This is a genomic window from Micromonospora sp. NPDC051543, from assembly GCF_044454415.1.
GTDB lineage: Bacteria > Actinomycetota > Actinomycetes > Mycobacteriales > Micromonosporaceae > Micromonospora.
Window position 1 is genome coordinate 103,845 of record NZ_JBITDT010000017.1, and the last position, 25,600, is coordinate 129,444.

At 71.5% G+C, this 25,600-nt stretch carries 29 protein-coding genes; 15 read left to right on the forward strand and 14 right to left on the reverse strand.

Annotated elements, in window-relative coordinates:
• Positions 1-82 precede the first annotated feature (82 nt).
• Positions 83-1,018 (forward strand): ABC transporter ATP-binding protein, encoded by a 936-nt coding sequence (locus ACIA3K_RS26575; protein WP_396804378.1) that lies wholly within the window; start codon positions 83-85, stop codon positions 1,016-1,018.
• Positions 1,015-1,836 (forward strand): ABC transporter permease, encoded by an 822-nt coding sequence (locus ACIA3K_RS26580; protein WP_396804379.1) that lies wholly within the window; start codon positions 1,015-1,017, stop codon positions 1,834-1,836. The genes ACIA3K_RS26575 and ACIA3K_RS26580 overlap by 4 nt, the downstream gene beginning before the upstream one ends.
• Before the next feature lie 57 nt (positions 1,837-1,893).
• On the opposite strand, the gene ACIA3K_RS26585 is transcribed toward ACIA3K_RS26580, so the two are convergent.
• Together ACIA3K_RS26585 and ACIA3K_RS26590 are read right to left on the reverse strand one after the other, a co-directional pair.
• A complete protein-coding gene (locus ACIA3K_RS26585) occupies positions 1,894-2,301 on the reverse strand; it encodes a hypothetical protein (RefSeq protein WP_396804380.1) in 408 nt (135 codons plus the stop codon).
• Positions 2,298-2,639 (reverse strand): hypothetical protein, encoded by a 342-nt coding sequence (locus ACIA3K_RS26590; protein WP_396804381.1) that lies wholly within the window; start codon positions 2,637-2,639, stop codon positions 2,298-2,300. The genes ACIA3K_RS26585 and ACIA3K_RS26590 overlap by 4 nt, the downstream gene beginning before the upstream one ends.
• A gap of 254 nt (positions 2,640-2,893) precedes the next feature.
• Here ACIA3K_RS26590 and ACIA3K_RS26595 point away from each other — a divergent pair, with 254 nt between their 5' ends.
• The 4 genes from ACIA3K_RS26595 to ACIA3K_RS26610 all read left to right on the forward strand — a co-directional run bounded on the left by ACIA3K_RS26595 (position 2,894) and on the right by ACIA3K_RS26610 (position 10,311).
• Entirely contained in the window at positions 2,894-6,628 is a 3,735-nt protein-coding gene (locus ACIA3K_RS26595) for a multifunctional oxoglutarate decarboxylase/oxoglutarate dehydrogenase thiamine pyrophosphate-binding subunit/dihydrolipoyllysine-residue succinyltransferase subunit (protein WP_396804382.1), read from the forward strand.
• Between the two features lie 158 nt (positions 6,629-6,786).
• A complete protein-coding gene (locus ACIA3K_RS26600; protein WP_139582193.1) occupies positions 6,787-6,972 on the forward strand; it encodes a DUF6104 family protein in 186 nt (61 codons plus the stop codon).
• 157 nt (positions 6,973-7,129) lie between these two features.
• Positions 7,130-9,199 carry a phosphate acetyltransferase gene (gene pta / locus ACIA3K_RS26605; RefSeq protein WP_396804383.1) on the forward strand — a complete coding sequence of 690 codons (2,070 nt, stop codon included), beginning with the start codon at positions 7,130-7,132 and terminating at the stop codon, positions 9,197-9,199.
• Positions 9,196-10,311 carry an acetate/propionate family kinase gene (locus ACIA3K_RS26610; RefSeq protein ID WP_396804384.1) on the forward strand — a complete coding sequence of 372 codons (1,116 nt, stop codon included), beginning with the start codon at positions 9,196-9,198 and terminating at the stop codon, positions 10,309-10,311. The genes pta and ACIA3K_RS26610 overlap by 4 nt, the downstream gene beginning before the upstream one ends.
• Here ACIA3K_RS26610 and ACIA3K_RS26615 read toward each other — a convergent pair.
• Positions 10,308-10,475 (reverse strand): hypothetical protein, encoded by a 168-nt coding sequence (locus ACIA3K_RS26615; RefSeq protein ID WP_357175305.1) that lies wholly within the window; start codon positions 10,473-10,475, stop codon positions 10,308-10,310. The two genes, ACIA3K_RS26610 and ACIA3K_RS26615, sit on opposite strands and share 4 nt — an antisense overlap.
• A gap of 158 nt (positions 10,476-10,633) precedes the next feature.
• On the opposite strand from ACIA3K_RS26615, the gene ACIA3K_RS26620 reads away from it, so the two are divergent.
• On the forward strand, positions 10,634-11,527 hold the full coding sequence (locus tag ACIA3K_RS26620) for an alpha/beta hydrolase family protein (RefSeq protein ID WP_396804385.1): 894 nt from the start codon (positions 10,634-10,636) through the stop codon (positions 11,525-11,527).
• Between the two features lie 34 nt (positions 11,528-11,561).
• Here the strand turns inward: ACIA3K_RS26620 and ACIA3K_RS26625 are convergent, their stop codons facing one another.
• Positions 11,562-11,936, reverse strand: coding sequence for a type II toxin-antitoxin system VapC family toxin (locus ACIA3K_RS26625; RefSeq protein ID WP_396804386.1), 375 nt, complete (start codon positions 11,934-11,936; stop codon positions 11,562-11,564).
• A complete protein-coding gene (locus tag ACIA3K_RS26630) occupies positions 11,933-12,187 on the reverse strand; it encodes a type II toxin-antitoxin system Phd/YefM family antitoxin (RefSeq protein ID WP_396804387.1) in 255 nt (84 codons plus the stop codon). The genes ACIA3K_RS26625 and ACIA3K_RS26630 overlap by 4 nt, the downstream gene beginning before the upstream one ends.
• A gap of 121 nt (positions 12,188-12,308) precedes the next feature.
• Here ACIA3K_RS26630 and ACIA3K_RS26635 point away from each other — a divergent pair, with 121 nt between their 5' ends.
• Positions 12,309-12,854 (forward strand): nucleotidyltransferase domain-containing protein, encoded by a 546-nt coding sequence (locus ACIA3K_RS26635; RefSeq protein WP_396804388.1) that lies wholly within the window; start codon positions 12,309-12,311, stop codon positions 12,852-12,854.
• On the opposite strand, the gene ACIA3K_RS26640 is transcribed toward ACIA3K_RS26635, so the two are convergent.
• Positions 12,736-13,197, reverse strand: a complete 462-nt coding sequence (locus ACIA3K_RS26640) for a MerR family transcriptional regulator (RefSeq protein ID WP_396804389.1) — start codon at positions 13,195-13,197, stop codon at positions 12,736-12,738. The two genes, ACIA3K_RS26635 and ACIA3K_RS26640, sit on opposite strands and share 119 nt — an antisense overlap.
• Positions 13,198-13,286: 89 nt before the next feature.
• Here ACIA3K_RS26640 and ACIA3K_RS26645 point away from each other — a divergent pair, with 89 nt between their 5' ends.
• The gene (locus tag ACIA3K_RS26645) at positions 13,287-14,348 is read left to right on the forward strand and encodes an aldo/keto reductase (RefSeq protein WP_396804390.1); all 1,062 of its coding nucleotides are present in this window, start codon (positions 13,287-13,289) and stop codon (positions 14,346-14,348) included.
• 54 nt (positions 14,349-14,402) lie between these two features.
• Complete coding sequence (locus ACIA3K_RS26650; protein ID WP_396804391.1) at positions 14,403-15,368, forward strand: alpha/beta hydrolase family protein; 966 nt, start codon at positions 14,403-14,405, stop codon at positions 15,366-15,368.
• Between the two features lie 136 nt (positions 15,369-15,504).
• On the opposite strand, the gene ACIA3K_RS26655 is transcribed toward ACIA3K_RS26650, so the two are convergent.
• The 3 genes from ACIA3K_RS26655 to ACIA3K_RS26665 form a co-directional block, all read right to left on the reverse strand.
• Positions 15,505-16,467, reverse strand: coding sequence for a zinc-binding dehydrogenase (locus ACIA3K_RS26655; protein WP_396804392.1), 963 nt, complete (start codon positions 16,465-16,467; stop codon positions 15,505-15,507).
• Positions 16,468-16,581: 114 nt separating this feature from the next.
• Entirely contained in the window at positions 16,582-17,760 is a 1,179-nt protein-coding gene (locus ACIA3K_RS26660; RefSeq protein ID WP_396804393.1) for an NADP-dependent malic enzyme, read from the reverse strand.
• A gap of 144 nt (positions 17,761-17,904) precedes the next feature.
• A complete protein-coding gene (locus ACIA3K_RS26665) occupies positions 17,905-18,255 on the reverse strand; it encodes a S24/S26 family peptidase (RefSeq protein ID WP_355050523.1) in 351 nt (116 codons plus the stop codon).
• A gap of 84 nt (positions 18,256-18,339) precedes the next feature.
• Here ACIA3K_RS26665 and sodN point away from each other — a divergent pair, with 84 nt between their 5' ends.
• From sodN to ACIA3K_RS26680, 3 genes are read left to right on the forward strand one after another with little or no spacing between them, the layout of a single operon-like run.
• On the forward strand, positions 18,340-18,744 hold the full coding sequence (gene sodN / locus ACIA3K_RS26670) for a superoxide dismutase, Ni (RefSeq protein WP_355050524.1): 405 nt from the start codon (positions 18,340-18,342) through the stop codon (positions 18,742-18,744).
• Positions 18,741-19,262 carry a GNAT family N-acetyltransferase gene (locus tag ACIA3K_RS26675; RefSeq protein ID WP_396804394.1) on the forward strand — a complete coding sequence of 174 codons (522 nt, stop codon included), beginning with the start codon at positions 18,741-18,743 and terminating at the stop codon, positions 19,260-19,262. The genes sodN and ACIA3K_RS26675 overlap by 4 nt, the downstream gene beginning before the upstream one ends.
• A 31-nt stretch (positions 19,263-19,293) precedes the next feature.
• Entirely contained in the window at positions 19,294-19,701 is a 408-nt protein-coding gene (locus ACIA3K_RS26680; RefSeq protein WP_355050772.1) for an ATP-binding protein, read from the forward strand.
• A 106-nt stretch (positions 19,702-19,807) separates the two neighbouring features.
• Here the strand turns inward: ACIA3K_RS26680 and ACIA3K_RS26685 are convergent, their stop codons facing one another.
• The gene (locus ACIA3K_RS26685; protein ID WP_396804395.1) at positions 19,808-20,197 is read right to left on the reverse strand and encodes a hypothetical protein; all 390 of its coding nucleotides are present in this window, start codon (positions 20,195-20,197) and stop codon (positions 19,808-19,810) included.
• Between the two features lie 43 nt (positions 20,198-20,240).
• Between ACIA3K_RS26685 and ACIA3K_RS26690 the strand changes: the two genes are divergently transcribed.
• A complete protein-coding gene (locus ACIA3K_RS26690) occupies positions 20,241-21,191 on the forward strand; it encodes a diacylglycerol/lipid kinase family protein (RefSeq protein WP_396804396.1) in 951 nt (316 codons plus the stop codon).
• A 447-nt stretch (positions 21,192-21,638) separates the two neighbouring features.
• Positions 21,639-21,896, forward strand: a complete 258-nt coding sequence (locus ACIA3K_RS26695; protein WP_007072794.1) for a WhiB family transcriptional regulator — start codon at positions 21,639-21,641, stop codon at positions 21,894-21,896.
• Between the two features lie 85 nt (positions 21,897-21,981).
• On the opposite strand, the gene ACIA3K_RS26700 is transcribed toward ACIA3K_RS26695, so the two are convergent.
• Genes ACIA3K_RS26700 through ACIA3K_RS26715 form a run of 4 tightly spaced genes read right to left on the reverse strand, consistent with a single transcriptional unit; the run spans position 21,982 to position 25,377 of the window.
• Entirely contained in the window at positions 21,982-22,767 is a 786-nt protein-coding gene (locus ACIA3K_RS26700) for a sirohydrochlorin chelatase (RefSeq protein WP_396804397.1), read from the reverse strand.
• Complete coding sequence (locus ACIA3K_RS26705) at positions 22,749-23,510, reverse strand: phosphoadenylyl-sulfate reductase (protein ID WP_357125848.1); 762 nt, start codon at positions 23,508-23,510, stop codon at positions 22,749-22,751. Before ACIA3K_RS26705 ends, ACIA3K_RS26700 begins: the two co-directional genes overlap by 19 nt.
• On the reverse strand, positions 23,507-23,668 hold the full coding sequence (locus tag ACIA3K_RS26710; RefSeq protein ID WP_355050529.1) for a hypothetical protein: 162 nt from the start codon (positions 23,666-23,668) through the stop codon (positions 23,507-23,509). Before ACIA3K_RS26710 ends, ACIA3K_RS26705 begins: the two co-directional genes overlap by 4 nt.
• Complete coding sequence (locus ACIA3K_RS26715; protein ID WP_396804398.1) at positions 23,665-25,377, reverse strand: nitrite/sulfite reductase; 1,713 nt, start codon at positions 25,375-25,377, stop codon at positions 23,665-23,667. Before ACIA3K_RS26715 ends, ACIA3K_RS26710 begins: the two co-directional genes overlap by 4 nt.
• Positions 25,378-25,600: the final 223 nt, after the last annotated feature.

The window sequence follows — 25,600 nt, forward strand, 5'->3', positions numbered from 1 at the left end:
GGTACTCGGGCTGATTGACCTTGTTGCTCGGTACCGTCACGCTGTGCCACGGCGTACCTCGACGCCACACGGGAGGAGAACGATGACTGACGGGCAGCGAAGCCCCACCAGCGACGGTCAGATCGTGGTGTCCGGTCTGACAAAGCAGTACAAGAACGTGCGGGCGGTGAACAACCTGTCCTTCACCGTGGCACCGGGGCGGGTGACCGGCTTCCTCGGCCCGAACGGCGCCGGCAAGACGACCACGCTGCGCATGCTGCTGAACCTGGTCACGCCGACCGGGGGCACGGCCACCATCAGCGGCCACCGCTACGCCGACCTGAGCGACCCACTGCGGCACGTCGGCGCGATCCTGGAGGCGTCCAGCGCGCACAAGGGCCGCACCGGCATCAACCACCTGCGGGTGATCTGCGCGGCGGCCGGTCTGCCCCGGAACCGGGCGGACGAGGTGCTGGAGCTGGTCGGGCTGACCCCGGCCGCGAAGCGCAAGTTCAAGGGCTACTCGCTGGGCATGAAGCAGCGGCTCGGCATCGCCGCCGCGATGCTCGGCGACCCACGGGTGCTGATCCTCGACGAGCCGGCCAACGGGCTCGACCCGGAGGGCATCCGGTGGATGCGCGGGTTCCTCAAGAACCTCGCCCACGAGGGCCGTACGGTGCTGGTCTCCAGCCACCTGCTGTCCGAGATGCAGCTCCTCGCCGACGACGTGGTGATCATCGCGGCCGGGCAGCTCGTCCGGCAGGGACCGGTCGAGCAGGTGCTCGGGTCGATGGCGCAGGGCGCCCAGGTCCGGGTCCGCACCCCGCAGGCCGAGGCGTTGACCACCGCGCTGAAGGCGCAGTCGGCGACGGTCACCACCGACGAGCACGGCGTCCTGCTGGTCTCCGGGGTGGACGCCCCGACGATCGGCCGGGCCGCCCTGGCCGCGGGCGTGGAACTGCACGAACTGACCACCGAACGGCCCGACCTGGAACGGGTCTTCCTGGAGCTGACGGCCGGAAAGGCGGGCATCCGATGAACCTGGTCCGATCCGAGCTGCTCAAGATCCGTACCACCAACACCTGGTGGATCTTCGCGCTGATCAGCCTGCCGCTGTGGGCGCTCACGCTGCTCATCAACTGGTTGCAGGCCGACGCCCTCACCAGCACCGACCCCGCCCAGGTGGGCGATCAGGCGGACCAGTTCGCCGCGGCGGCCACTCCGGACGCGCTCTCGTCGAACCTGTTCACCACCGGGCAGTTCTTCGGCCTGCTGATCGTCATGCTGCTCGGCATCATCGTGGTGACCAGCGAGTTCTTCCACCAGACGGTCACCACCACGTTCCTCACGAGCCCGCACCGCACCGCGGTGATGCTCGCCAAGCTGGTCGCGGCGGGGGTGCTGGCGCTGCTGTTCTGGCTGGTCACCACCGTGCTCAACCTGATCGCCGGGTCGGCCGTGCTGAGCGCGGTCGGGGTGGACGGGCAACTGGGCAACGACGCGGCCTGGCGGGCCATCGGGTTGAACCTGCTCGCGTACCTGCTGTGGGCGGTGTTCGGCGTCGGCATCGGCGTGCTGATCCGCAGCCAGATCGGCGCGACCGTGACCGGCATCCTGCTCTACCTGGGCGGCTCGATCGGCGCCATCTTCGTCATCGCCATCCTGGCGGACCGCTGGGGTGACTGGATCAACAACCTGCAACTGCTGGTGCCGTCGCTCGCCTCGTCGCTGATGGTCACCGGGGCGGACATCCCCGGCAACCCGCCGCGCTGGGCCGGCGCGGCCGTGCTGATCGGGTACGCGGTGGTCACCGGCGTGGCCGGCTCCCTGCTGATCCGTCGGCGCGACATCTCCTGACCGACCGGATTCCGGGGTGGCGGCGGCACGGCCGCCACCCCGGGACCTGTCCGCTCGTCAGCCGCCGGGGCAGCCCCGGCCGCCGCTGATGGGTATGCACTGGGTGATCTGCGGGGCCGGCTCCTGGTCGGCGGGGACGTGCCCGATCAGCGCGCTGGTCGCCATGCCACCCACCAGCGCGACCGCCACGTAGATCAGCACCACCCCGGCGAACGCGCCGACGAAGTGGCGACGCCACAGCCCCTCCCCGGCCAGCCCGGCCAGCAGCAGACCGACCACCGGAAGCACCGCGTTGAGCAGGAGCCCGGTCGTCAGCAGGGCGTCGCTGGTCGCGCCGAAGGCCTTGGCTTCGGCGTACGTCGGCGTGTAGGGCGCGGAGACGCGCCGGATCAGCCCCACCAACAGCAGGAACGGCACCCCGTAGAGCCAGGCGAAGAAGAGCCCTCCGAGGCCGAGGCGCTTCATGCCAGCCCCGCGAGGACGGCGCCGCAGAGCGTGAGGCTGACCACCGCGGACAGCGTCCCGGCGACCACGGCCGACGGGACGAGCCGGGCGGCCAGCCCGGCCACCAGCGCCGTCACGAACATCACCCCGACGAATATCGGTGCTCCCCACACCAGCGCGACGAACGCCAGCGACTCCCCCGGCGACAGGCAGCTGAACCAGGCCGCGCAGTCGTCGTCCACCGGTGTGCTCGGCACGCTCGTGGTGCCCACCGCCACGGCCGCGATGGCGGTGACGTACCAACCGGCCGCCACCCCCATGCTCCTGCCGTAGCGCCCCCGTGCCCCGTGTCCATCCATGCGCCCGATCCTGGCGGAGGAGGGCCGGCCGAGACATCCGTCGGGATACTCAATCTCGCCGTACCAGCCGGCGGCGATCGCCGCAGGGGTTGCCGAACTTCTGGCATCTTCTGTGAATCGGGCCACCCGACCGAGGCGGAAATGCCGGGGCGATCCGTACGGCGTAGCCTGGGAGTCGTCTGTCCGTTCTCCTTGATCGGCGTGACGGACACCGCGTGACACACAAACCCGCGTGAAAGAGGCGATTACCGGCCGTGTCGACCCAGCAGACTTCGCAGGAGAACCCACTGGCGGGTTTCGGCCCGAACGAGTGGATCGTCGAGGAGATGTACCAGCGGTACCTCGCCGACCCCACGAGCGTCGATTCAGCCTGGCACGACTTCTTCGCCGACTATCGACCAGCGCCCGGCGCCGCCACACCGCGCCCGGAGAGCGCCGGCAAGCCGGCCGCCGCCCCCGAGCCGGACGGCCAGCCCGAGGCCGCGGCCAAGGTGACCCAGCCCGCCACGAAGCCGGCCGCCGCCGCGCCGGCCAAGCCGGCCGCCGCCGCGCCCGCCCCGGCCAAGAGCGCCCCGGCACCGGCCGCCCAGGCCCCGGCCAAGCCGGCCGCGAAGGCGCCCGCGCCGACCGCCGACGGCCCGCAGACCACGCCGCTCCGGGGTGTCGCCGCGAAGATCGTCCAGAACATGGACGCCTCGCTGAGCGTGCCGACCGCGACCAGCGTGCGCGCGGTCCCGGCGAAGCTGCTGGTCGACAACCGCATCGTGATCAACAACCACCTCGCCCGTGGGCGGGGCGGCAAGGTCAGCTTCACCCACCTCGTCGGCTACGCGATGGTCCGCGCGCTGGTCGAGCACCCCGAGATGAACAACTCGTTCGCCGAGGCCAACGGCAAGCCGGCCGTGGTCCGCCCGGCGCACGTCAACCTCGGCATCGCCATCGACCTGGCCAAGCCGGACGGCACCCGCAACCTGGTGGTCCCCTCCATCAAGGGCTGCGAGCAGATGGACTTCCGGCAGTTCTGGCAGGCGTACGAGGACGTCGTCCGACGGGCGCGGCGCAACGAGCTGACCATGGAGGACTACGCCGGCACCACGATCTCGCTGACCAACCCGGGCGGCATCGGCACCGTGCACTCGATGCCGCGGCTCATGCAGGGGCAGAGCGCGATCATCGGCGTCGGCGCGATGGAGTACCCGGCCCCCTACCAGGGCATGTCCGAGGCCACCCTCGCCGAGCTGGCGGTCAGCAAGGTCATCACGCTGACCAGCACGTACGACCACCGGATCATCCAGGGCGCGCAGTCCGGCGAGTTCCTCAAGGTGATGCACGAGCTGATCCTGGGCGAGCGCGGCTTCTACGACCAGATCTTCACCTCGCTGCGCATCCCGTACGAGCCGGTGCGCTGGATGCGGGACGTCGCCGTCAACTCCGAGGGTCAGATCAACAAGACCGCCCGGGTGCACGAGCTGATCCACGCGTACCGCGTGCGCGGCCACCTGATGGCCGACACCGACCCGCTCGAGTTCAAGATCCGCAAGCACCCCGACCTGGACGTCCTCCAGCACGGGCTGACCCTGTGGGACCTGGACCGCGAGTTCCCGGTCAACGGCTTCGCCGGCCGGCAGCGGATGAAGCTGCGTGAGATCCTCGGCGTGCTGCGCGACTCGTACTGCCGCCGGGTCGGCATCGAGTACATGCACATCCAGGACCCGGAGGAGCGGCGCTGGATCCAGGAGCGGATCGAGCGCAAGTACGAGAAGCCGTCCGCCGACGAGCAGAAGCACGTGCTCAACCGGCTCAACGCCGCCGAGGCGTTCGAGACCTTCCTGCAGACCAAGTACGTGGGCCAGAAGCGCTTCTCGCTGGAGGGTGGCGAGTCCCTGATCCCGCTGCTCGGCGAGGTGCTGGAGTCCTCCGCCGAGAACGGCCTGGACGAGGTCGTCATCGGCATGGCCCACCGTGGCCGCCTCAACGTGCTGGCCAACATCGTCGGCAAGCCGTACGAGAAGATCTTCTCGGAGTTCGAGGGCCACCTGGACCCGCGCTCCACGCAGGGCTCCGGCGACGTGAAGTACCACCTGGGCCAGAACGGCAAGTTCACCACCCCGGACGGCGAGCACGCGGTCAAGGTGTCGGTGGTGGCGAACCCGTCGCACCTGGAGGCCGTCGACCCGGTGCTGGAGGGCATCGTCCGGGCCAAGCAGGACCGGATCGACCTCAAGCTGGAGGGCTACACCGTGCTGCCGCTGGCGGTGCACGGTGACGCCGCGTTCGCCGGGCAGGGCGTGGTCGCCGAGACGCTCAACCTGTCGCAGCTGCGCGGCTACCGCACCGGCGGGACCGTGCACGTGGTGGTCAACAACCAGGTCGGCTTCACCACCGCCCCGGAGTACAGCCGGTCCAGCCTCTACAGCACTGACGTGGCCCGGATGATCCAGGCGCCGATCTTCCACGTCAACGGTGACGACCCGGAGGCCGTGGTCCGGGTGGCCCGGCTGGCCTTCGAGTACCGGCAGACGTTCAACAAGGACGTCGTGATCGACATGGTCTGCTACCGCCGGCGCGGCCACAACGAGGGCGACGACCCGTCGATGTCGAACCCTCAGATGTACAAGATCATCGACTCGAAGCGTTCGGTGCGCAAGCTCTACACCGAGGAGCTGATCGGGCGCGGCGACATCACCGTGGAGGACGCGGAGGAGCTGCTGCGCGACTACCAGGCGCAACTGGAGAAGGTCTTCAAGGCCACCCGGGACGCCGCCGCCGCGCCGCGCCAGCTCAACCGGCCGCGCCGCGAGGAGGAGCCGGAGCCGGCTGTCGACACCGCCACCGACGCCGCCGTCGTCAAGGCGATCGGCGAGGCGCACGTCAACCTGCCGGAGGGCTTCACCCCGCACAAGCGCATCCAGCAGCTGCTCGACCGCCGGGCCAAGATGTCCGTCGAGGGCAACATCGACTGGGGGTACGGCGAGATCATCGCGTTCGGGGCGCTGCTGCACGACGGGGTGACCGTCCGGCTCGCCGGTCAGGACTCGCGTCGTGGCACCTTCGTCCAGCGGCACGCGTCGGTGGTCGACTCCCGCACCGGGGACGACTACCTGCCGCTCAAGTCGCTCACCGGCGACGGCGAGCGCTCCCGGTTCTTCGTGCACGATTCGCTGCTCAGCGAGTACGCGGCGATGGGCTTCGAGTACGGCTACTCGGTGGAGAACATCAACGCGCTGGTCGCCTGGGAGGCCCAGTTCGGTGACTTCGTCAACGGCGCCCAGTCGGTGATCGACGAGTTCATCTCGTCCGGTGAGGTGAAGTGGGGTCAGCGCTCCGCGGTGACCCTGCTGCTGCCGCACGGCCACGAGGGCCAGGGCCCGGACCACACCTCCGGCCGCCCGGAGCGGTTCCTGCAGATGTGCGCCGAGGACAACATGCGGGTCGCCATCCCGACGACCCCGGCGAACTACTTCCACCTGCTGCGCCGCCAGGCCCTGTCGCCCAAGCGCAAGCCGCTGGTGGTGTTCACGCCCAAGTCGCTGCTGCGGCACAAGCTCTGCGTCTCCTCCGTGGAGGACTTCACCACCGGCACCTTCCAGCCGGTGCTGCGCGACACGGCCGCCCCGGCGCCGGAGGCGGTGAAGCGGGTGCTGCTCTGCTCCGGCAAGGTCTACTACGACCTGTTCCAGGCCCGGCAGGAGCGCGGCGTCACCGACACCGCGATCATCCGGATCGAGCAGCTCTACCCGCTACCGGTGGAGGAGATCCGCGCCGCCCTGGCGCAGTACCCGAACGCGGAGGACTTCGCCTGGGTGCAGGAGGAGCCGGCCAACCAGGGCGCGTGGTCGTTCGTGGCGCTCAACCTGCTGGAGCACCTCACCGACGTCCGGCTGCGGCGGATCTCCCGCCCGGCCGCGGCGGCCCCGGCGGTCGGCTCGGCCAAGACCCACGAGGTCGAGCAGACCGCGCTCATCGAGGCGGCACTCCCCCGCCCGTGACCTGACCGCGCCACGCGAGCCGGGGCAGGGCCGTCGACCACGGTCCTGCCCCGGCTCGCGTCGGCCCACCGCCCGGCCCGCGCCGGGTCGAGCGGCCGGAACAACCCGATCCAGCCGCCCGGCCCGCGCCGGGCTGGGCCGAGCAGAGGACGTACGCCGTGTACTTCACCGACCGTGGCATCGAGGAGCTGGTCGAACGCCGGGGCGACGAGCAGGTGACCCTGGAGTGGCTGGGCGAGCGCCTGCGCGACTTCGTCGACCTCAACCCGGAGTTCGAAACCCCCATCGAACGCCTGGCAACCTACCTGGCCCGCCTGGACGACCCCGACGACGAAGACGCCTAACCCCCGCCCCGCCACGTTGATCATGAAGTTGTGCGCGCGTGTCGTCGGCGTGTCGAGCGATAACTTCATGATCAACGGGGCACGGGCAACGGGGCGGGGCGGTGGGGTGCTCGGGAGGGGCCGGGTGGGGAGACCGGCGATCTTCTAGGGTGGGGGCGTGGCTCGCAGCGTGTACCTGACCAGCGTGGGTTCGGGCGGGGGTAAGTCGACCATCGCTCTCGGGCTGGCCGAACTGCTGTCGCGGCAGGTGGGGCGGATCGGCGTGTTCCGGCCGCTGGTCGCCGACACCGGCCCCGATTCGATCCTCGCCCTGCTCAGCGAGCGGTACCGGGTCGAGGTGCCGGTCGCCGAGCTGGCCGGGGCCACCTACGCCGAGGCGGCCGCGCTGGTCGCCGACGGCCGGCGCGAGGAGCTGATCTCCGCGATCGTGGAGCGCTACCGGGCGGTCGAGCGGCAGTGCCCGGCGGTGGTCGTGGTGGGCAGCGACTTCGATGAGCCGGGCGACCCGGCGCACCCCCGCGAGCTGGCCTTCAACGCCCGGCTGGCCACCGAGTTCGGCAGCGTGGTGGTGCCGGTCGTGGACGGCTACGAGCAGGAGCCGGCGGCCGTCGCGGCGGCCATGCGCGGGGCGTACCACGATGTGGCCGATCTGGGTGCGACAGTGCTCGCGGTGATCGCCAACCGGGTGCCCGGGCCCATGACGCTGCCGGAGCTGCCGGTGCCCGCGTACGCCATCCCGGAGGTGCCGAGCGTGTCGGCGCCGACGGTGGCCGAGGTGGCGGCGGCGCTCGGCGCCACCCTGCTGGCCGGGGACGACGCCGCGCTCGGGCGGGACGTGCTGGACTTCGTGGTCGGCGCGGCGCACGTGCCGACCCTGTTGGGCCACCTCACCGAGGGGGCGCTGGTGATCACCCCCGGCGACCGGGCCGACCTGCTCGTCGCCGCCAGCGCGGCCCACGTGGCCGGGCAGGTGTCGGTGGCCGGGTTGGTGCTCACCCTGGGCGAGCAGCCCGATCCCCGGGTCATGCGGCTGGTGGAGGGGTTGAACACCGGCCTGGCGGTGCTGTCCGTGAGCAGCGACAGCTACGACACGGTCGAGGCGTCCAGCCGGATCGAGGGGCGGCCCAGCGTGGCCAACCCGCGCAAGGTGGAGGCCGCGCTGGGCGCGTTCGAGCGCTGCGTGGACACCGACGACCTGGCCCGCCGGCTCCGGGTGAGCCGCTCGACGCGGGTCACCCCGCTGATGTTCGAGAACGAGCTGATCGACCGGGCCCGCTCGCAGCGCCGCCACCTGGTGCTTCCCGAGGGCACCGACGACCGGATCCTGCGGGCGGCGGAGATCCTGCTGCGCCGGGGCGTGGCCGACCTGACGCTGCTCGGTCGTCCCGACGACATCGCCCGGCGCACCCGCGAGCTGGGCATCGACCTCGGCGACGCGCGGCTCGTCGACCCGACGAGCAGTGGGTGGCGCGACGAGTTCGCCGCCGAGTACGCGCGCCTGCGCGCCCACCGGGGCGTCACCGCCGAGCTGGCGTACGACATCGTGGCCCAACCCAACTACTTCGGCACGCTCATGGTGGCCACCGGCCACGCCGACGGCATGGTCTCCGGCGCCACGCACACGACCGCCGCCACCATCCGACCCGCGTTCGAGATCATCCGTACCGTCCCGGACGTCTCGGTGGCCTCCAGCGTCTTCTTCATGCTGCTGCGCGACCGGGTGCTGGTCTACGGCGACTGCGCGGTGAACCGCGACCCGGACGCCGCCCAACTCGCCGACATCGCGATCTCGTCGGCCGACACCGCCGCCCGGTTCGGCATCGAGCCCCGGGTGGCCATGCTGTCGTACTCCACCGGCAGCTCCGGCGCGGGCGAGGACGTGGAGAAGGTCGCCGCGGCCACCGCGCTCGTCCGCGAACGCCGGCCCGACCTGCTGGCCGAGGGGCCGATCCAGTACGACGCGGCGATCGACCCGGCGGTGGCGGCGACCAAACTGCCGGAGAGCAAGGTCGCCGGGCACGCCACGGTCTTCATCTTCCCGGACCTCAACACGGGCAACAACACGTACAAGGCGGTGCAGCGCTCGGCCGGGGCGGTCGCCGTCGGGCCGGTGATGCAGGGCCTGCGCCGGCCGGTGAACGACCTGTCCCGGGGCGCGCTGGTGCCGGACATCGTGAACACGGTGGCGATCACCGCCATCCAGGCGGCCGCCGGGGAGGCGTCATGAGTCGGGTCCTGGTGCTCAACTGCGGGTCGTCGTCGGTGAAGTGGCGGCTCTACGACGGGGACCGCACGCTCGGGCAGGGCACCGTCGAGCGGGTCGGCGAGGCCGGTGGCGGCCCGGCGGACCATGCCAGCGCGGTCCGGCAGATCCTCGACGGGCTGGACCTGACCGGGCTGACGGCCGTCGGGCACCGCGTGGTGCACGGCGGCCGGACGTTCACGGCCCCGACGCTCGTCGACGACGCGGTGCTGGCCGCGATCCGCGACCTGGTCCCGCTCGCCCCGCTGCACAATCCGGCCAACCTGGCCGGCATCGAGATGGCCCGGGCGGCCCTGCCGGACGTGCCGCAGGTCGCCGTCTTCGACACGGCGTTCCACCACACCCTGCCCGAGGCCGCCGCGACCTACGCCATCGACCGGGACACCGCCGAGCGGTACGACATCCGCCGGTACGGCTTCCACGGCACCTCGCACGCGTACGTCTCCCGGCGTACCGCCGAGCTGTTGGACCGGCCGTACGGGCAGCTCAACACGATCACCCTGCACCTGGGCAACGGGGCCAGCGCCTGCGCGGTGGCCGGTGGCCGCAGCGTCGCCACCTCGATGGGGATGTCGCCCCTGCAAGGGCTGGTGATGGGCACCCGCAGCGGCGACCTCGACCCGACCGTCATCTTCCACCTGCGGCGCGAGGGCGGACTGTCGGTCGACGAGATCGACGACCTGCTCAACCACCGCAGCGGCCTGCTCGGCCTGAGCGGTGTCAACGACATGCGCGAGGTGCTGCAACGCCGGGCCGACGGCGACGCGGCCGCCGCCCTGGCGTTCGACGTCTACTGCCGGCGGATCACCGAGTACGTCGGGGCGTACTACGCGCTGCTCGGCCGCGTCGACGCGATCGCGTTCACCGCCGGGGTGGGCGAGCACGCCGCCGAAGTGCGGGCTGCCGCGCTGGTCGGCCTGGACCGGCTCGGCATCAGCGTGGACGACACCCGCAACGACGGCCAGGGTGACCGGGTGATCTCGCCCGACGGCGCCGAGGTGAGCGTGTGCGTCATCCGCACCGACGAGGAACGGGAGATCGCCCGGCAGACCCGGGACGTGGTGGGGAAGCTCTAGGCGAGCCAGACGACCAGGGCCACCAGCAGCACCACGACCACCGCCGCGCCGACGATGAGGGGCAGCCGGGACGGCGCGTCGGCCGGGGCGGTGGCCTCCGGCGTCTGGGTGAAGGCACGGAACGCCTCGGTGTTACCGCTGGGGTCGGTGTAGTTCTCAGCCATGCCGGTGACCCTAGCGAAGCCCCGGCCGACGCACCGCCCCCACCTCCCGTGGTCGCATCGGGTCGGGCCGGGCGGCGGAGGCGACCCGACCGGGTGGCGGGCAGAGGCAGGCCGGACGGCGGGCTCGTCGCGCAGGTCCCGACGCCTACGGTGAAACAGTGGGGGCGGGACGGCTGGTCGCCGTACTGGTGACAGCGTTGCTGGCGGGGTGCGCGCCGGCCTCCGCCGTGGCCGGCGGGTCCACCGGGCCACCGGCCGCGCGCCGAGCGCCCGAGGGGTCGTACACCGTCGGCGTGCGTACGCTCACCCTCGATCCGCGCTCGGCGCGCCCCCTGCCGGTGACCGTCTGGTATCCGGCGGGCACCGATGGTGTGGCCGCCGGACGGTTCCCGGTGGTCGTCTACAGCCACGGGCTACACAGCCGGCCCGAGCTGCACGCCGGGTTGACCACCCGCTGGGCGGCGGCCGGTTTCGTGGTGGCCGCGCCGGCGTACCCGCACACCCGCTCGGACGCCGCGCACTTCACCCGGGCCGACGTCCGCAACCAGCCCGCCGACGGTTGGCGGCTGATCCGGCACCTGGGACGCCTCGACCGCGACCCGGGTGATCCCTTCGCCGGCCACCTGGATCTCGCGTCGGTCGCCGCCGCCGGTCACTCGGCGGGCGGCTTCACCACCTCCGGCATGTTCACCGAGGGCCACCCGACCCGGCTGCGCGCCGGCATCGTGATCGCCGGCGGCGGACTGCCCGGCAGCTTCGCCGGAGCGAACGCCCCGGTGCTGTTCGTGCACGGCACGGCCGACCCGGTGGTGCCGGTGACGGTCGGCCGGGCGGCGTACGCGCGCACCCGGGGTCCGGCTGCCTTCCTCAGCGTCGTCGGGCAGGGGCACGGCGAGTACCTCACGCCGGACCGTCCCGGGTTCGCACCGGTGTTGACCACGACGACGGACTTCCTGCGCTGGACCCTCTACGGCGACAACGCGGCCGGCGCACGCCTCCCCCTCGACGCCCGCACGGCGCTGACGCGCTACGAGTCACGCCCGGCCCGCTAGCGTCCCTCGCCCGATACCCGGCCGAGCCGTCCGATCACACCTTGAGGACGTCCACGTCGTACAGCGCTATTGACGCGTCGCGGGTAGCGAGGGTCAGCCCCTCGGTGATCGCCTGTGCCACCAGCATGCGGTCGAACGGGTCACGGTGATGTGGTGGCAGGCGGCCTGCGGCGATGGCGTGGGCATGGGTCACCGGAAGGTCCCGGAAACCCATGTCCCGTACCCGCTCCGCGAGGTCAGGTGGTCCGGCGAGTTTCCCGACGCTCTGCTTTCTGGTGATCTCCCACAGGGTGACCGGGGAGAGAAAGATGTCTGGCTCGTGGCGTAGTTGGTCGAGTAGCTCGGGGCCGAGGGTCGGATCGCCGGTGATGGCCCAGAGCGCGACGTGGGTGTCCAGCAGCAGGTTCATGCGCCGATGCCGAAGTCCTCGGCGATCTCGGCGTTGGTCTGTGGTGAGTCCCAGTCGCCGGAGAGGTCCAGTTGGCCGGCGAGCGAACTGATCGCGGTGCGGTTGGCCCGCCGGACCAGGGGTACGACCTTCGCCACCGGGGTGCCCGCCCGGTCGATGATGATCTCCTCGCCGCGTTCCACCCGTTCGATGATTCGCGACAGATGGGTCTTGGCATCATGCATGTTGTAGTGCACGGCCTCAGCCGACATGGCGCAACCTCCTCGCTTAGCTAAGTGATTAGTCTAGCCTGCTCGGCCGCCTACGTCAGCGGCCTTGCCGGCTCGGGCCGGGGGTCCGCCGCGTACGCCTCTCCGCCGGTACCGTGGCCCGATGGACGATCTCGCGCGGCGTCAGTTGGCGAGCATCGCCAAACTGGTCGAGGTCTGCACATCGGCTGGTATCGCGGTGTGGCTGCGCGGCGGCTGGGCGATGGACTTCCACCTCGGCGCGGTGACCCGCCCGCACGTCGACGTCGACTGGTACTGCTGGCACGAGGACGCACCACGACTCGCCGCACTGCTGCTGGCCCGGGGCTGGCGTCCCGACCCGAGGATGCCGGCGGAGCTACAGCTCGACCTGTTCGCCGGAGACGTCGAGGTCAGCGTCGCGTACCTGGGGCGGGACGACAGCGGTCGGCCGACCGTGGGCGCCGGCCCCTGGGCGGGCACCCCCCTGCCGGCCGGGATGCTGGACGCGCCGCCCGGCCGGATCGGCTCGTTGGTCGTGCCGGCGATCTCGGTGGCGGCCCAGATCGAGTTCAAGCAGATGTACCCGGTGTGGATGCCGGAGCGTCCCCGCCGTCCGAAGGACGCGGCCGACCTGGCTCGACTGCGCGCTGGGCCTCGTCGAGCAGATCCTCGTACAACCCGACCTTGAAGCCGATCAGGTCCAGGCACTGCGTGAGTCTGCCGATCTGGCTGGTGACTCGCGCGCGGTGCTCGCGCAGAAGCGCGAGCCGTTCCTCCTCGTTGCCGGAGCCCGCCCGGACGAGGTCGGTGTACCGGCGGAGCGCGGGCAACGGCATGCCCGAGGCACGGAGAATGATGCAGACGGTGAGCCAGTCGACGTCGTCCTGGCTGTAGACGCGACGCCCGCCGGGCCCCCGGCGGACCGGATCGACGAAGACGCCCTCCTGCTCGTAGAAGCGGAGGGCGTGCACGCTCAGGCCGGTGCGTTCGGCGACCTGCCCGATGCTCAGACTCGCGATGTCCTCGGCCATGTCGAGCAGGGTAGCGGGGCTTGACCTAGAGCCGACTCGAGCTCCTAGGGTCCCCCTGATCGTTACGACACGCCAGGGGGGACATCGGCATGCGCTACCGCACGCTCGGCGGCACCGGCATCGAGGTGAGCACCCACTGCCTCGGAACCATGATGTTCGGTGCCGTCGGAAACCCGGACCACGACGAGTGCGTCCGCATCATCCACACCGCGATCGACAGCGGCATCAACGCCGTCGACACCGCCGACATGTACGGCCGGGGTGAGTCCGAGCAGATCGTGGGCAAGGCGCTGCGGGGGCGTCGCGACGACGTCGTCCTCGCCACCAAGGTCCACTTTCCGATGGGCGAGGGGCCCAACCAGGGCGGCAACTCGCGGCGGTGGATCCTCAAGGCGGTCGAGGGGAGCCTCCGGCGTCTGGGTACCGACTGGATCGATCTCTACCAGGTCCACCGCCCCGACCCCTCGACCGACATCGAGGAGACGCTTTCGGTGCTCACCGACCTGGTGAGTCAGGGAAAGATCCGCGCCTTCGGATGTTCGACGTTTCCCGCCGAGGAGATCGTCGAGGCACACCAGGTGTCCGAACGTCGCGGCCTCGGCCGGCTGCGCACCGAGCAGCCGCCGTACTCGATCCTCGCCCGTGGGGTGGAGGCGTCGATCCTGCCGGTCTGCCAGCGCTACGGCATGGGGGTGCTGGTCTGGAGCCCACTGGCCTTCGGTTTCCTCAGCGGCAGGTACCGCAAGGATCGGGCCGTCGACCTGTCGACCGGGCGGGCGGTTCTCCGGCCGGCGCAGTTCGATCCCACGATCGCGGAGAACGTGGCCAAGCTCGACATCGTCGAGCAACTCGTCGACCTCGCGGCGGACATCGGGTGCACGCTGCCACAACTCGCCATCGCCTTCACCGTGGCCCATCCGGCGGTCACCTCGGCGATCATCGGACCACGGACCATGCAGCACCTGGATGACCTGCTCAAGGGTGCGAGCCTCGCCCTCGACGACGCGACCCTCGACCGGATCGACGAGATCGTGCCACCCGGGACCAACCGGTACGAGCCCAACGCCGCCTTCCGCCCGCCCTCCCTGACCGACCCGGCGCGGCGGCGGCGTCCGCTCTCCGAACGCGCGGCGGCCGGAGACGACCGGTGACAGCGTGGGCCGGACCGTCCCGAGCCACCGGGGCGGCACGGCACAATTGAGGCCATGTCGCGTCGTGTCACCCCCACGCTGCTGGCCAGCGCCCTGCTCCTGGCCGGTCTGGTCGGCTGCTCCACGGACGCCCCGAAGAAGGAGACCCCGCCGGTCGCCGTCGAACCGCCGCCGGCCGCCACGCCGACACCGCGGGTACCCGCCGGGTCCGCGCCCGAGAACGCCTTCGGCGTCGGCGTACGACAGCTCAAGCTGAACCGGGACGGCCGTGCGCTGCCGGTGACCGTCTGGTATCCGGCGGCCGGGAAGGCCGGCGGCGGGGCCCGGCGGTCCGCGGCGGCGGCGGACGGCCGGTTTCCGGTGGTGATGTTCAGCCACGGCCTCGGTGGGCGGCCGGAGGACTACGCCGCGCTGCTGACCCGCTGGGCGGCGGCGGGCTTCGTGGTGGCCGCGCCGGCCTTCCCGCACACCTCCGAGGGCGGCGACGGCAACGTGCTCGACGTGCTCAACCAACCGGCCGACGTGTCGTACGCGCTGACCCAGGTGCTGGCGCTCGACGGCAAGGCCGGCGACGGGCTGCGCGGCCGGTTGGCGACCGACCGGGTGGCCGCGGCGGGGCACTCGGCCGGTGGGGTGACCACCATCGGCCTGTTCACCGCGAACCGGGACGAGCGGCTGGACGCCGGGGTGGTGTTCGCCGGTACGGCCGTCGGCGTGGGTACGGCGTTCGCGGGCGCGACCGCGCCGCAGTTGTTCGTGCACGGCGAGTTGGACGAGGTGGTCGACTACGCGGCGGGCAAGGCGGCGTACGACAAGGTGCCGTGGCCGAAGGCGCTGCTGAGCCTGCCCAAGGGCGACCACGGCCGGACGCTGCTCGGCGACGCCGCGATGCTGCGGGTCGTCTCCGACACGACGGTCGAGTTCCTGCGCTGGTCCCTCTACGGCGACCCGAAGGCCAAGAAGCGCATCGCCACGGACGCGACCCGCGACGACATCGCCACCTTCGACGATCACCTCTGAGCCTCCCGCGCCCCTCCCCTGCGCGATCTTGCACTTTCTGTCGCGGCATAACGGGACAATTACCGCTAATCGACAACAGGAGGTGCAAGATCGCGGGCGCGGGTGCGGGGGCGGGGCAGGCGCGGGGGCGGGGCGCTCAGGCTGTGTGGTCGATGACGACCTTGCCGAAGGCCTCGCCGGAGTGGAGGCGAGTGAAGGCTTCCTCGACACGGCTGAACGGGACCACGCTGTCCACCACCGGGCGGACCTCGCTCTCGGCGCAGAACGCCAGCAGCTCGTACAGCTCCCCGGGCGTGCCCATCGACGTGCCCAGGATCTCCAACTGCATGGCGAAGACCCGGCGCAGGTTGACCGTCGGCTGGTGGCCGGAGGTGGCGCCGGAGACCACGATCCGGGCCATCGGGGCGGCCGACTTCATCGAGTGCTCGAAGGTCGCCGCGCCGACCGTCTCGATCACCACGTCGACCCGCTCCGGCAGCCGGGCGCCGGGCTCCACGGCGGTGGCCCCGAGAGCGGAGATCCGGTCGCGCTTGGCGGCATCGCGGCTGGTCGCGTACACCCGCTTGCCCATCGCGACGGCGAGCGCGACGGCCGCCGTCGCGACGCCGCCGCCGGCGCCCTGCACCAGCACGCTGTCGGCGTCCGCGACGCGGCCCTTGGTGGTCAGCATCCGCCACGCGGTCAGCCAGGCCGTGGGCAGGCACGCGGCGTCGGTCGCCGCCATGCCGTCGGGCAGCGGGACCAGGTTCGACCGGGGTACGGCGACCCGCTCGGCGAGGGTCCCGGCGAAGTGCTCGGAGAGGATGGAGACGCCGCGCGGGTCACCGGGAGTGACGACGACCGGGTAGACGACCACCTCGTTACCCTCGGGGTCCACACCCACCGCGTCGCAGCCGAGGATCATCGGCAGCTGGGACTCGGTGAGCCCCACCCCGCGCAGCGACCACAGGTCGTGGTGGTTGAGCGAGGTGGCGCGCACCCGCACGGTCACCCAGTCGTCCTCCGGGTGGGTCGGCTCGGGTCGCTCACCGACGGTGAGGGCGGCGAGCGGATCGGAGTCGTCGAAGCGGGAGACGAAGGCAGCACGCATGATCGGCACGGTAACAAGCTGAGCGCTCGTTAAGAAGGGCTCACCGCCCGGCCACGCCGCACGCCGGTCACGCCGTCGCGGTCACCATGCCGGTCGCGGTCACCGTCGGTCGCGGCGTCGCGGTCACCGCCGGGCCACGCCGTCGCGGCGGGCGGCCTCGGCCACCGCCTCGGCGACGGCCGGAGCGACACGCGGGTCCAGCGGCGACGGGACGATCGCCTCGGGGGTCAACGACTCAGCCACCACCCCGGCGATCGCGTCCGCCGCGGCGACCTTCATCGCCTCGGTGATCCGGGTGGCGCCGGCGTCCAGCGCGCCCCGGAACACGCCGGGGAACGCCAGCACGTTGTTGATCTGGTTGGGGTAGTCGCTGCGGCCCGTGGCGACCACCGCGACGTGCCGGGCGGCCACCTCCGGATGCACCTCCGGGGTGGGGTTGGCCAGCGCGAACACGATCCCACCGGGTGCCATACCGGCGATGGCGGCCTCCGGGATCTCGCCTCCGGAGACGCCGATCAGCACGTCCGCGTCACGCAGCGCCTCGGTGATGTCGCCGTGGCGGCCGTCCGCGTTGGTGCTCGCCGCCAACTCGGCCTTGCCACCGGTCAGCTCGGTGCGGTGCGCGCCGATGATGCCCTTCGAGTCGCAGACGACGACCTGGTCGGGGTTGACGCCACCGGCGATGAGCATCTTCGTCACGGCCACGCCCGCCGCGCCCGCGCCGCTCACCGCGACCCGCAGGTCGCCGAGCTTGCGGTTGAGCAGGGTGGCGGCGTTACGCAGCGCCGCGAGCACCACGATGGCGGTGCCGTGCTGGTCGTCGTGGAAGACCGGGATGTCCAGCGCCTCGTCGAGTCGACGCTCGATCTCGAAGCAGCGCGGCGCGCTGATGTCCTCCAGGTTGATCCCGCCGAACGAGGGGGCCAGCGCCCGCACCACCGCGACGATCTCGTCCACGTCCTGGGTGTCCAGGCAGATCGGCACCGCATCCACTCCCGCGAACTGCTTGAACAGCACCGCCTTGCCCTCCATCACCGGCAGGGCGGCGCGCGGGCCGATGTTGCCGAGACCCAGCACGGCCGAGCCGTCGGTCACCACCGCGACAGCGTGCGACACCCACGTGTACTCATCGACCAGGGCGGGGTCGGCGGCGATCGCCTCGCACACCCGGGCCACCCCCGGGGTGTACGCGAGGGAGAGGTCCTCGCGGCTGGTGAGCGGCACCGTCGAGGCGACGACCATCTTGCCGCCGAGGTGCAGTTGGAAGACGGGATCAGCGGGGTCCACGGTGGATGAAGACATGGCGGTGACTCCAGGATCTGTCGAGCAGATGTGAGGCGGCGGGCCCGGCCGCGAGGTGGGCGGCGAGCGATGGCACGCGGCGCGGGGGGTCACCCGGCACTTTCCGAGCATAGTGTCGACCCTGCCCCTCGGATGTGAGCAGGGTCATATAACCCGACGAGGCACCCGTCCGGGGCGCGGCCAGTAGCGCGCCACCACCCGACCGCGTACGTCGGCCACGCCGTACGCCCGGGAGTCGTCAGTGATCAACTCGTTGTCACCGCGCAGCCACCAGCCGCCATCCTGCGGCCGGACCGCCCGCTTGACGACCAGCAGTTCCGGCCGTGTCCGGAAGACCGCGACCACCACGTCGCCGGGTCGGATGGGACGCCCGCCCGAGCGGACCAGCACCGCGTCGCCGTGCCGCAGCGTCGGCGCCATGGACGGGCCGGCCACCGCGACCGCCGTCAGCGGGCCGCGCAAACGAGGCGGCTCACTCGGGTGATCGGCGCGCACCGGTTTCACCTCCACCCGGTTCGGGGAGCATTCCCAGGAGTAATGTCGCCTTTGATCATCGCAAACTTCCCATGGAGGATCCCGATGCGACTTCCGCGCATCCTTGCGCCCCGCGTCACCGCGAGCGCTCACTGCGACCTGCCGTGCGGCGTCTACGACCCGGCCCAGGCCCGGATCGAGGCCGAGTCGGTCAAAATGATCTGCGAGAAGTACCAGGCGAACACCGACCCGGAGTTCCGCACCCGGGCGGTCATCATCAAGGAGCAGCGCGCCGAGCTGGTCAAGCACCACCTGTGGGTGCTCTGGACCGACTACTTCAAGGCGCCGCACTTCGAGAAGTACCCGAACCTGCACACCCTGTTCAACGAGGCCACCAAGCTCGCCGGCGCGAGCGGCGTCAAGGGCAGCCTCGACCCGGCCACGGCCGACCAGCTCCTCGCGAAGATCGACGAGATCGCGAAGATCTTCTGGGAGACCAAGAAGGCGTGACCAACCCGGTCACCCCGACGATCCGGCCGGTACGTCCCGCGGACGTACCGGCCGTCGTCGCCATGGTGCACGAACTGGCGGCGTACGAACGCGCCCCCGACCAGTGCCACCTCACCGAGGAACAGCTCACCTCGGCGCTGTTCACCACCGCTCCGGCGCTCTTCGGTCACGTCGCGGTCGACGAGCACGACGTGCCGGTCGGCTTCGCCCTGTGGTTCCTCAACTTCTCCACCTGGGCGGGCGTGCACGGCATCTACCTGGAGGACCTCTACGTCTCCCCGGCGGCCCGGGGCACCGGCGCGGGTCGACTACTGCTCGCCACGCTGGCCGACATCTGCGTACGTCGGGGTTACCGCCGGCTGGAGTGGTGGATGATCGAGTGGAATCCGGCCGCCGGCTTCTACGCCTCGATCGGCGCCGAGCAGATGAACGAGTGGGTCCCGTACCGGCTCAGCGGGGACGCCCTACGGGATCTGGCGGCTCAGGCAGAGGCCGCCGAGACGCGCCCGGGCGACTGACCGGGTAGAGTCCCCGACCGGGGGGATGAGCGTGACTCAACTGACCGGCCAGCCAACGACCGACGACGACGTGGTGCACCTCACGGTGCCCGCCGACGGCGGCTACCTCGGCGTGCTCCGTACCGCCACCGCAGGCCTCGCGGCCCGGCTGCAGTTCGCGCTCGACGAGATCGAGGATCTGCGGATCGCGGTCGACGAGGCGTGCGCCATGCTGCTCGCCATCGCCACCCGTGACGCCGAGTTGGAGTGTCGGTTCGCTGTCACCAACGACGCGCTGACCGTCGAGGTGACCGTGCCGACCGTCCGCGGTGCCACGCTGCCCGCCGAGTCGTCCTTCGCCTGGAAGGTGCTCACCGCGCTGACCACGTCGGCGTCCGCCACGGCCAGCGACGGCCGGGCGACCATCTCGTTGCTGACCCGCCGCTCCGGCGGCTACTGACCGGCACGCCCTGCCGCGCTGCGCCGCGAGGCGCGGTGTCGCGGGCGGGGGCCACCACTCGCGCCAGCGGGCTGCGTCGGGCTGCGTCGAGCCCGCCGGTCGGACGTCACTCGAAGCCGAGGGCCTTCGTCGTGGGCGGGCTGACGAGCAGCCAGCCGACGCCCAGACCGAGCGCCATCAGTGGAATGCCCAGCCAGCCCATCCCGCCCTGGATCATGAACCAGCCGATCGGCAGCAGCATCAGCTGAAGGACGATCGCGGGGGGCCGTGCGCCGGCCCGGCGGCGCAGCAGCGCGCGACCCAGAGCCCACAGCGCGACGGCCGCTCCGATGGCGAACGCGGTCACCAGCAACGCCGACGCGAGATCGGTGGTGTCGGCGGTCAGGTCGGCCCAGACCAACCAGACCGCGATCAGCCCGACGGCGACCGCCTCCGCCCACAGCAACCGCACCGCCCAGCGAAGCGTGCCGGGAATCCGGGCCGAGTCGATGGTCACGCGCGCCACGATACCCGTGCTACCGAGAGGTACAGTGCCGCCCATGCGGGCCGTCCTGGTGGTCAATCCGAAGGCCACCACCACCAGCGAACGCAGCCGAGACGTGCTTGTCCGTGCGCTGCGCAGCGAAGTCGACCTCAGCGTGCGCTACACCCGCCGGCGGGGGCACGCCATGGCGTTGGCCCGGGAGGCCGCCGCCGAGGGCGTCGATCTCGTCGTCACCCTGGGTGGTGACGGCACCGTGAACGAGGTGGTGAACGGCCTGATGACGGCCGAGCCACCGGCCGGCGGCGAGGGCGCCTCGATGGCGCAGCGGCTGCCCGCGCTGGCCACCGTTCCGGGCGGTTCGACGAACGTGTTCGCCCGCGCGCTGGGTCTGCCCCGGGAGTGGCCGGACGCCACCAGCATGATCCTGGAAGGGCTGCGGCTGGGCCGTCAGCGCACGGTCGGGCTGGGCCGAGCGGACGACCGCTACTTCACCTTCTGCGCCGGGTTCGGGCTGGACGCCGCCGTGATCCACCGGGTGGAGCAGGCCCGGCGCAAGGGGCGGGTCTCGACGCCCGGGCTCTACTTCCGCTCGATCATGGGCCAGTACTTCTTCGCCTCGGACCGGCGGCATCCCGCGATCAGCCTGGAGCGACCGGGTGAGGAGCCGGAGGGCGAGCTGGCCACCGTCATCATCCAGAACACCGCCCCGTGGACGTACCTGGGTGATCGGGAGGTCAACCCGAATCCGGAGGCGTCGTTCGACCTCGGCCTCGACGTGCTGGCGCTGCGTCAGCTCCGGGTGGCTAGCACAACACGGACAGTCACTCAATTCATGGGTCGGCGGCCGGATCCGAACGGACGTCAGGTGTTACGCCTCCATGACACTGCGGAGTTCACGCTGGTCTCCAGCCGCCCGCAGGCGTTCCAGCTCGACGGCGACTATCTTGGCGAGCGGGAGAAGGTCAGATTCACCTCCATTCCGGCCGCACTGAGAGTAATCTGCTAGGTCTCGGGTACTGCCCTTGGTCGACGCGGCGCCGCAACCGCTTCGACAGGCGCCGCCACACCGAGGGGCGGGTGCCGGAAATGTCAGCAATGTCACGCGGACTGTACTATATTGATCCTCGACTGTGGCACGGCGGGTAACCAGGAAGGCACTGGAACCCGGACAAATGGGTTGTGGGCTTGCTCACCGCGCGGAGTTTTTCCGAGCGTCACCCTTGACATCGCGAGCGTTCGTGAAAGTATTCACAAGCGAACTTGAGTTACCGGGACATTGCCTGGATATGCTCGTCAGGTTGAGCTGTTCCAGCAGGTCCCCGGGGCTGACTGCCTGCTCACGCACTGCCGAATGGTCAGACGCGAACGGTCACCATAGGCACTGCGGATGCATATAGGAAAAGCACGACCCGCAATTAATTGCCACCCATCCAGAATGAGGAGTGTTGCCGCCATGGACTGGCGTCACCATGCTGTCTGCCGCGACGAGGACCCGGAGCTGTTCTTCCCGATTGGGACGTCCGGACCGGCTCTCCTTCAGGTCGAGCAGGCCAAGGCCGTCTGCCGGCGCTGCTCCGTCACCGACCAGTGCCTTCAGTGGGCGCTCGAGTCGGGTCAGGACGCCGGCGTCTGGGGCGGGATGAGCGAGGAGGAGCGGCGCGCTGTCAAGCGGCGCGGCGGCCTCCGGGTGCTGCGCGCTCACTCCGCCTGATCCCCCAACGACACAGCAGTACGCCCCGGCAGGTCCGCCTGCCGGGGCGTACTGCTGTCCAGGACCGAACGGGTCGGACGAGCGGTCAGGCCGGCTCGTCGACCCGGCTGAGCACCAGCTCCGCCAGCTCGGGCGCATCCGTCAACGGGGCCGCCACCGCCACCGCGCCGGCCGCCCCCGCCGAGGCGGTCACCGCGTCGTGGAACAGGCCCGGCGCGAGGAAGTACGCGGACACCGCGACCCGATGCGCGCCCGCCGACCGCAGCCGCGTCACCGCCACACCCGTCGCCGGCGGGGCCGCCGAGGCGTACGACACCCGGCAGGGCACCCCGAACTCGACGCCGAGCGCATCGGCCACCCGGCCCACGGAACCGCGCGCACGCGCGTCCCGGGTGCCCGCGGCGGCCAGCACCAGGGCGTCGAAGCGGCCCGGAGCGACCTCCGCGAGCCGACGACGCAGCCCCGCCAGCAGCGTTGGCGCGACCGTCCCGTCCGCCGGGCCGAGCACGTCGGTCACCCGTACCGTCAGCGCTGCTCCGGCCGTCGTCGCGGCGGTCACCGCCGCCGGGATGTCCACCCGACGGTGGTACGCGGCGGTCAGCAGCAGCGGCACCACCACCGCACGCCGGTGCCCCGCCCGGGCCAGCGTGCGCAGCACCTCGGTCGGCCCCGGCTCGGTGTGGTCCAGCCAACTCGCCCACACCGACAGGCCGGGCCGGGCCGCCGACACCGCCCGGGCCAGCGCCCGGGTGGCCTCGGCGGCTCGTGGATCCCGGCTGCCGTGCGCCACCAGCACCACCGGGGCCGCCCCGCCGGCCGCACCGGGGCCGGTCGGGGTCGTCGACGACGAGGTCAGACGTGCAGCCCGCACTCGGTCTTCTCGAACATGGCCCAGCGGCCGGCGCGCGGATCCTCGCCGGCCTTCGTCCGGCGGGTGCACGGCCAGCAGCCGATCGAGCCGTACCCCTGCTTGAACAGCTCGTTGACCGGCACGTTCCAGCGGGCGATGTAGGCGTCCACGTCCCCCTGCGACCAGGCCGCGATCGGGTTGACCTTGACCTTGCCGCGCCGCGCGTCGAACGTCACCACCGGCGTGTTGGCCCGGGTCGGCGACTCGTCCCGACGCAGACCGGCGGCCCAGGCGTCGTACCCGGACAGGGCCCGCTCCAACGGCTCCACCTTGCGCAACTGGCAGCAGTCGTCCGGCGACTTGTTGAACAGTCGCGGACCGTACTGGCCGTCCTGCTGCCCCACGGTGAGCCGGGGTCGGATCGACCGGACGTTCACCGGCAGCGTACGGGCGACCTCGTCGCGTACGCGGAGCGTCTCGGGAAAGTGCAGACCGGTGTCGAGGAAGACCACGTCCACGCCCGGGGCGACCCGGGACACCAGGTGGGCCAGGACGGCGTCGGCCATCGAACTGGTGACGCAGAACCGGTCGCCGAAGGTCTGCGCCGCCCAGCGGGCGATCTCCAGCGCGGGAGCGCCCTCCAGCTCCCGGCCGGCGTCCTCGGCCAGCACGCGCAGCTCGTCCGGGCTGCGCAGGGACGGGTCGGCGGGCTTCGGACCACCCGGGCCGACCAGGCGCAGGCTTGCGGCGGAGACGAGGCTCATCGGGTCACCGTCCGGGAGAGCAGCCCGGTGAACTTCACCGAGAAGACGCGGGCGCAGGCGTGGCACTCCCAGGCGCCGTGCCCCGCCTCGTGCGGCCGCAGGTCCTCCTCGCCGCAGTACGGGCAGTACAGGGGTGCCGCTCGGTTCTCGCTGCTCACCGCAGTTCCTCCTCGTCGACTCTGATCACCCAGTTGGCGAACGTCTCGCCCTCGTCGCGCCCGGCCAGGTAGCGGCGGGCCAGCCGTTCCACGTACTCCGGAAGCTCCTCGGCGGTGGTCTTCAGGCCACGCAGCTTGCGGCCGAAACCGGCGGTCTGCCCCTGCGCCATGCCCAGGCCGCCGCCCAGGTGCACCTGGAAGCCCTCGACCTGCCGGCCGTCCGGGCCGACCACCAACTGCCCCTTGAGGCCGATGTCGGCCACCTGGGTGCGGGCGCAGGCGTTCGGGCAGCCGTTGATGTGGATCGAAATGTCCGCGTCGAAGTCGCGCAGCCGCTGCTCCAGCCGGGCCACCAACTCCTCGCCGCGAGCCTTGGTCTCGACGATGGCGAGCTTGCAGTACTCGATGCCGGTGCACGCCATCGTGCCGCGTCGCCAGGCCGACGGCCGGGCCTCCAGGCCGATGCCGCGGAGCGCGTCGACGAGCGACTCCGTCCGCGCCGTCGGCACGTCGAGCACCAGCAGCTTCTGGTACGGGGTGAGCCGCACCCGGTCACTGCCGTGCGCCTCGACCACGTCGGCCAGTTGGCGCAGCTGCGCGCCGGAGACCCGCCCGACCACCGGGGCGGCACCCACGTAGTGCCGCCCGTCGGCCTGCTCGTGCACGCCCACGTGGTCGATCGGCTTCGACGGCAGGGTCGGCGCGGGGCCGTCGAGCAGCGTACGGCCGAGGTAGTCCTTCTCCAGGACCTCGCGGAAGCGCTCGACGCCCCAGTCCGCGACCAGGAACTTCAGCCGCGCCCGGTTACGCAGCCGGCGGTAGCCGTAGTCACGGAAGATGCCGACCACCCCGGCCCAGACGTCCGGTATCTCGGCCAGCGGCACCCAGACGCCGAGCCGCTGGGCGAGCATCGGGTTGGTGGAGAGGCCGCCACCGACCCAGACGTCGAAGCCGGGGCCGTGCTCGGGGTGGTCGACCCCGAGGAACGCGATGTCGTTCGACTCGTACGGCGTGTCGACCAGCCAGGAGATCGACGTCTTGAACTTGCGGGGCAGGTTGGAGTACTGCTTGTCACCCACGTACCGGGCGACGATCTCGTCGATCGCCGGGGTCGGGTCGAGCAGCTCGTCGCGGGCCACCCCGGCGACCGGGCTGCCGAGAACGATGCGCGGGCAGTCGCCGCACGCCTCGGTGGTCTGCAGGCCGACCGACTCGAGCCGGCGCCAGATCTCCGGCATGTCCTCGACGCGGATCCAGTGGAACTGGATGTTCTGCCGGTCGGTGATGTCGGCGGTGTCCCGGGCGAACTCGCGTGAGATGTCCGCGATGACCCGCAACTGGGCCAGGCTGAGCTGGCCGCCGTCGATGCGGACGCGGAGCATGAAGAATTCATCCTCCAGCTCGTGCGGCTCCAGCACGGCGGTGCGCCCGCCGTCGATGCCCGCCTTGCGCTGGGTGTAGAGGCCCCACCAGCGGAACCGGCCGCGCAGGTCCTGCGGGTCGATGGAGGCGAAGCCACGGTGCGCGTAGATGTTCTCGATACGGGCCCGGACGTTGAGCGGGTCGTCGTCCTTCTTGATCCGCTCGTTGGGGTTGAGCGGCTCACGGTGGCCGAGCGCCCACTGACCCTCGCCCCGGGGCCGGCGCGGCGGCCGGGCCGGCCGGGCCGTTGGGTCCTCGGGCCGGGCCGGGATGCTGCTGACCGCCATCGCGGCGTCCTCCGTTGTCTGCTGTGCCTCGGGGCACGCGCGGGGCGCGACGGCCGGCCCGACGAAGCGGGCGGGACAACGGTGTCAGAGACAGCCGGCGCGGAGCGCGCCCGAGACAGATTGGTCGGGCGTCGTCAGTGAGCCGGACAGATCGCGCTACGCACGCGGCCGTAGTCGACGTGGCGACGAGCCACGAAGCGGCGGACGACAGCGGCGGTCATGC

Bases quoted from the DNA above. Each gene is read 5' to 3' on its own strand.
- ACIA3K_RS26575 (WP_396804378.1), top strand. From the start codon at position 83: ATGACTGACGGGCAGCGAAGCCCCACCAGCGACGGTCAGATCGTGGTG.
- ACIA3K_RS26580 (WP_396804379.1), top strand. From the start codon at position 1,015: ATGAACCTGGTCCGATCCGAGCTGCTCAAGATCCGTACCACCAACACC.
- ACIA3K_RS26585 (WP_396804380.1), bottom strand. From the start codon at position 2,301: ATGAAGCGCCTCGGCCTCGGAGGGCTCTTCTTCGCCTGGCTCTACGGG.
- ACIA3K_RS26590 (WP_396804381.1), bottom strand. From the start codon at position 2,639: ATGGATGGACACGGGGCACGGGGGCGCTACGGCAGGAGCATGGGGGTG.
- ACIA3K_RS26610 (WP_396804384.1), top strand. From the start codon at position 9,196: ATGAGTCGGGTCCTGGTGCTCAACTGCGGGTCGTCGTCGGTGAAGTGG.
- ACIA3K_RS26615 (WP_357175305.1), bottom strand. From the start codon at position 10,475: ATGGCTGAGAACTACACCGACCCCAGCGGTAACACCGAGGCGTTCCGT.
- ACIA3K_RS26625 (WP_396804386.1), bottom strand. From the start codon at position 11,936: ATGAACCTGCTGCTGGACACCCACGTCGCGCTCTGGGCCATCACCGGC.
- ACIA3K_RS26630 (WP_396804387.1), bottom strand. From the start codon at position 12,187: ATGTCGGCTGAGGCCGTGCACTACAACATGCATGATGCCAAGACCCAT.
- ACIA3K_RS26635 (WP_396804388.1), top strand. From the start codon at position 12,309: ATGGACGATCTCGCGCGGCGTCAGTTGGCGAGCATCGCCAAACTGGTC.
- ACIA3K_RS26640 (WP_396804389.1), bottom strand. From the start codon at position 13,197: ATGGCCGAGGACATCGCGAGTCTGAGCATCGGGCAGGTCGCCGAACGC.
- ACIA3K_RS26645 (WP_396804390.1), top strand. From the start codon at position 13,287: ATGCGCTACCGCACGCTCGGCGGCACCGGCATCGAGGTGAGCACCCAC.
- ACIA3K_RS26650 (WP_396804391.1), top strand. From the start codon at position 14,403: ATGTCGCGTCGTGTCACCCCCACGCTGCTGGCCAGCGCCCTGCTCCTG.
- ACIA3K_RS26660 (WP_396804393.1), bottom strand. From the start codon at position 17,760: ATGTCTTCATCCACCGTGGACCCCGCTGATCCCGTCTTCCAACTGCAC.
- sodN (WP_355050524.1), top strand. From the start codon at position 18,340: ATGCGACTTCCGCGCATCCTTGCGCCCCGCGTCACCGCGAGCGCTCAC.
- ACIA3K_RS26690 (WP_396804396.1), top strand. From the start codon at position 20,241: ATGCGGGCCGTCCTGGTGGTCAATCCGAAGGCCACCACCACCAGCGAA.
- ACIA3K_RS26695 (WP_007072794.1), top strand. From the start codon at position 21,639: ATGGACTGGCGTCACCATGCTGTCTGCCGCGACGAGGACCCGGAGCTG.
- ACIA3K_RS26705 (WP_357125848.1), bottom strand. From the start codon at position 23,510: ATGAGCCTCGTCTCCGCCGCAAGCCTGCGCCTGGTCGGCCCGGGTGGT.
- ACIA3K_RS26715 (WP_396804398.1), bottom strand. From the start codon at position 25,377: ATGGCGGTCAGCAGCATCCCGGCCCGGCCCGAGGACCCAACGGCCCGG.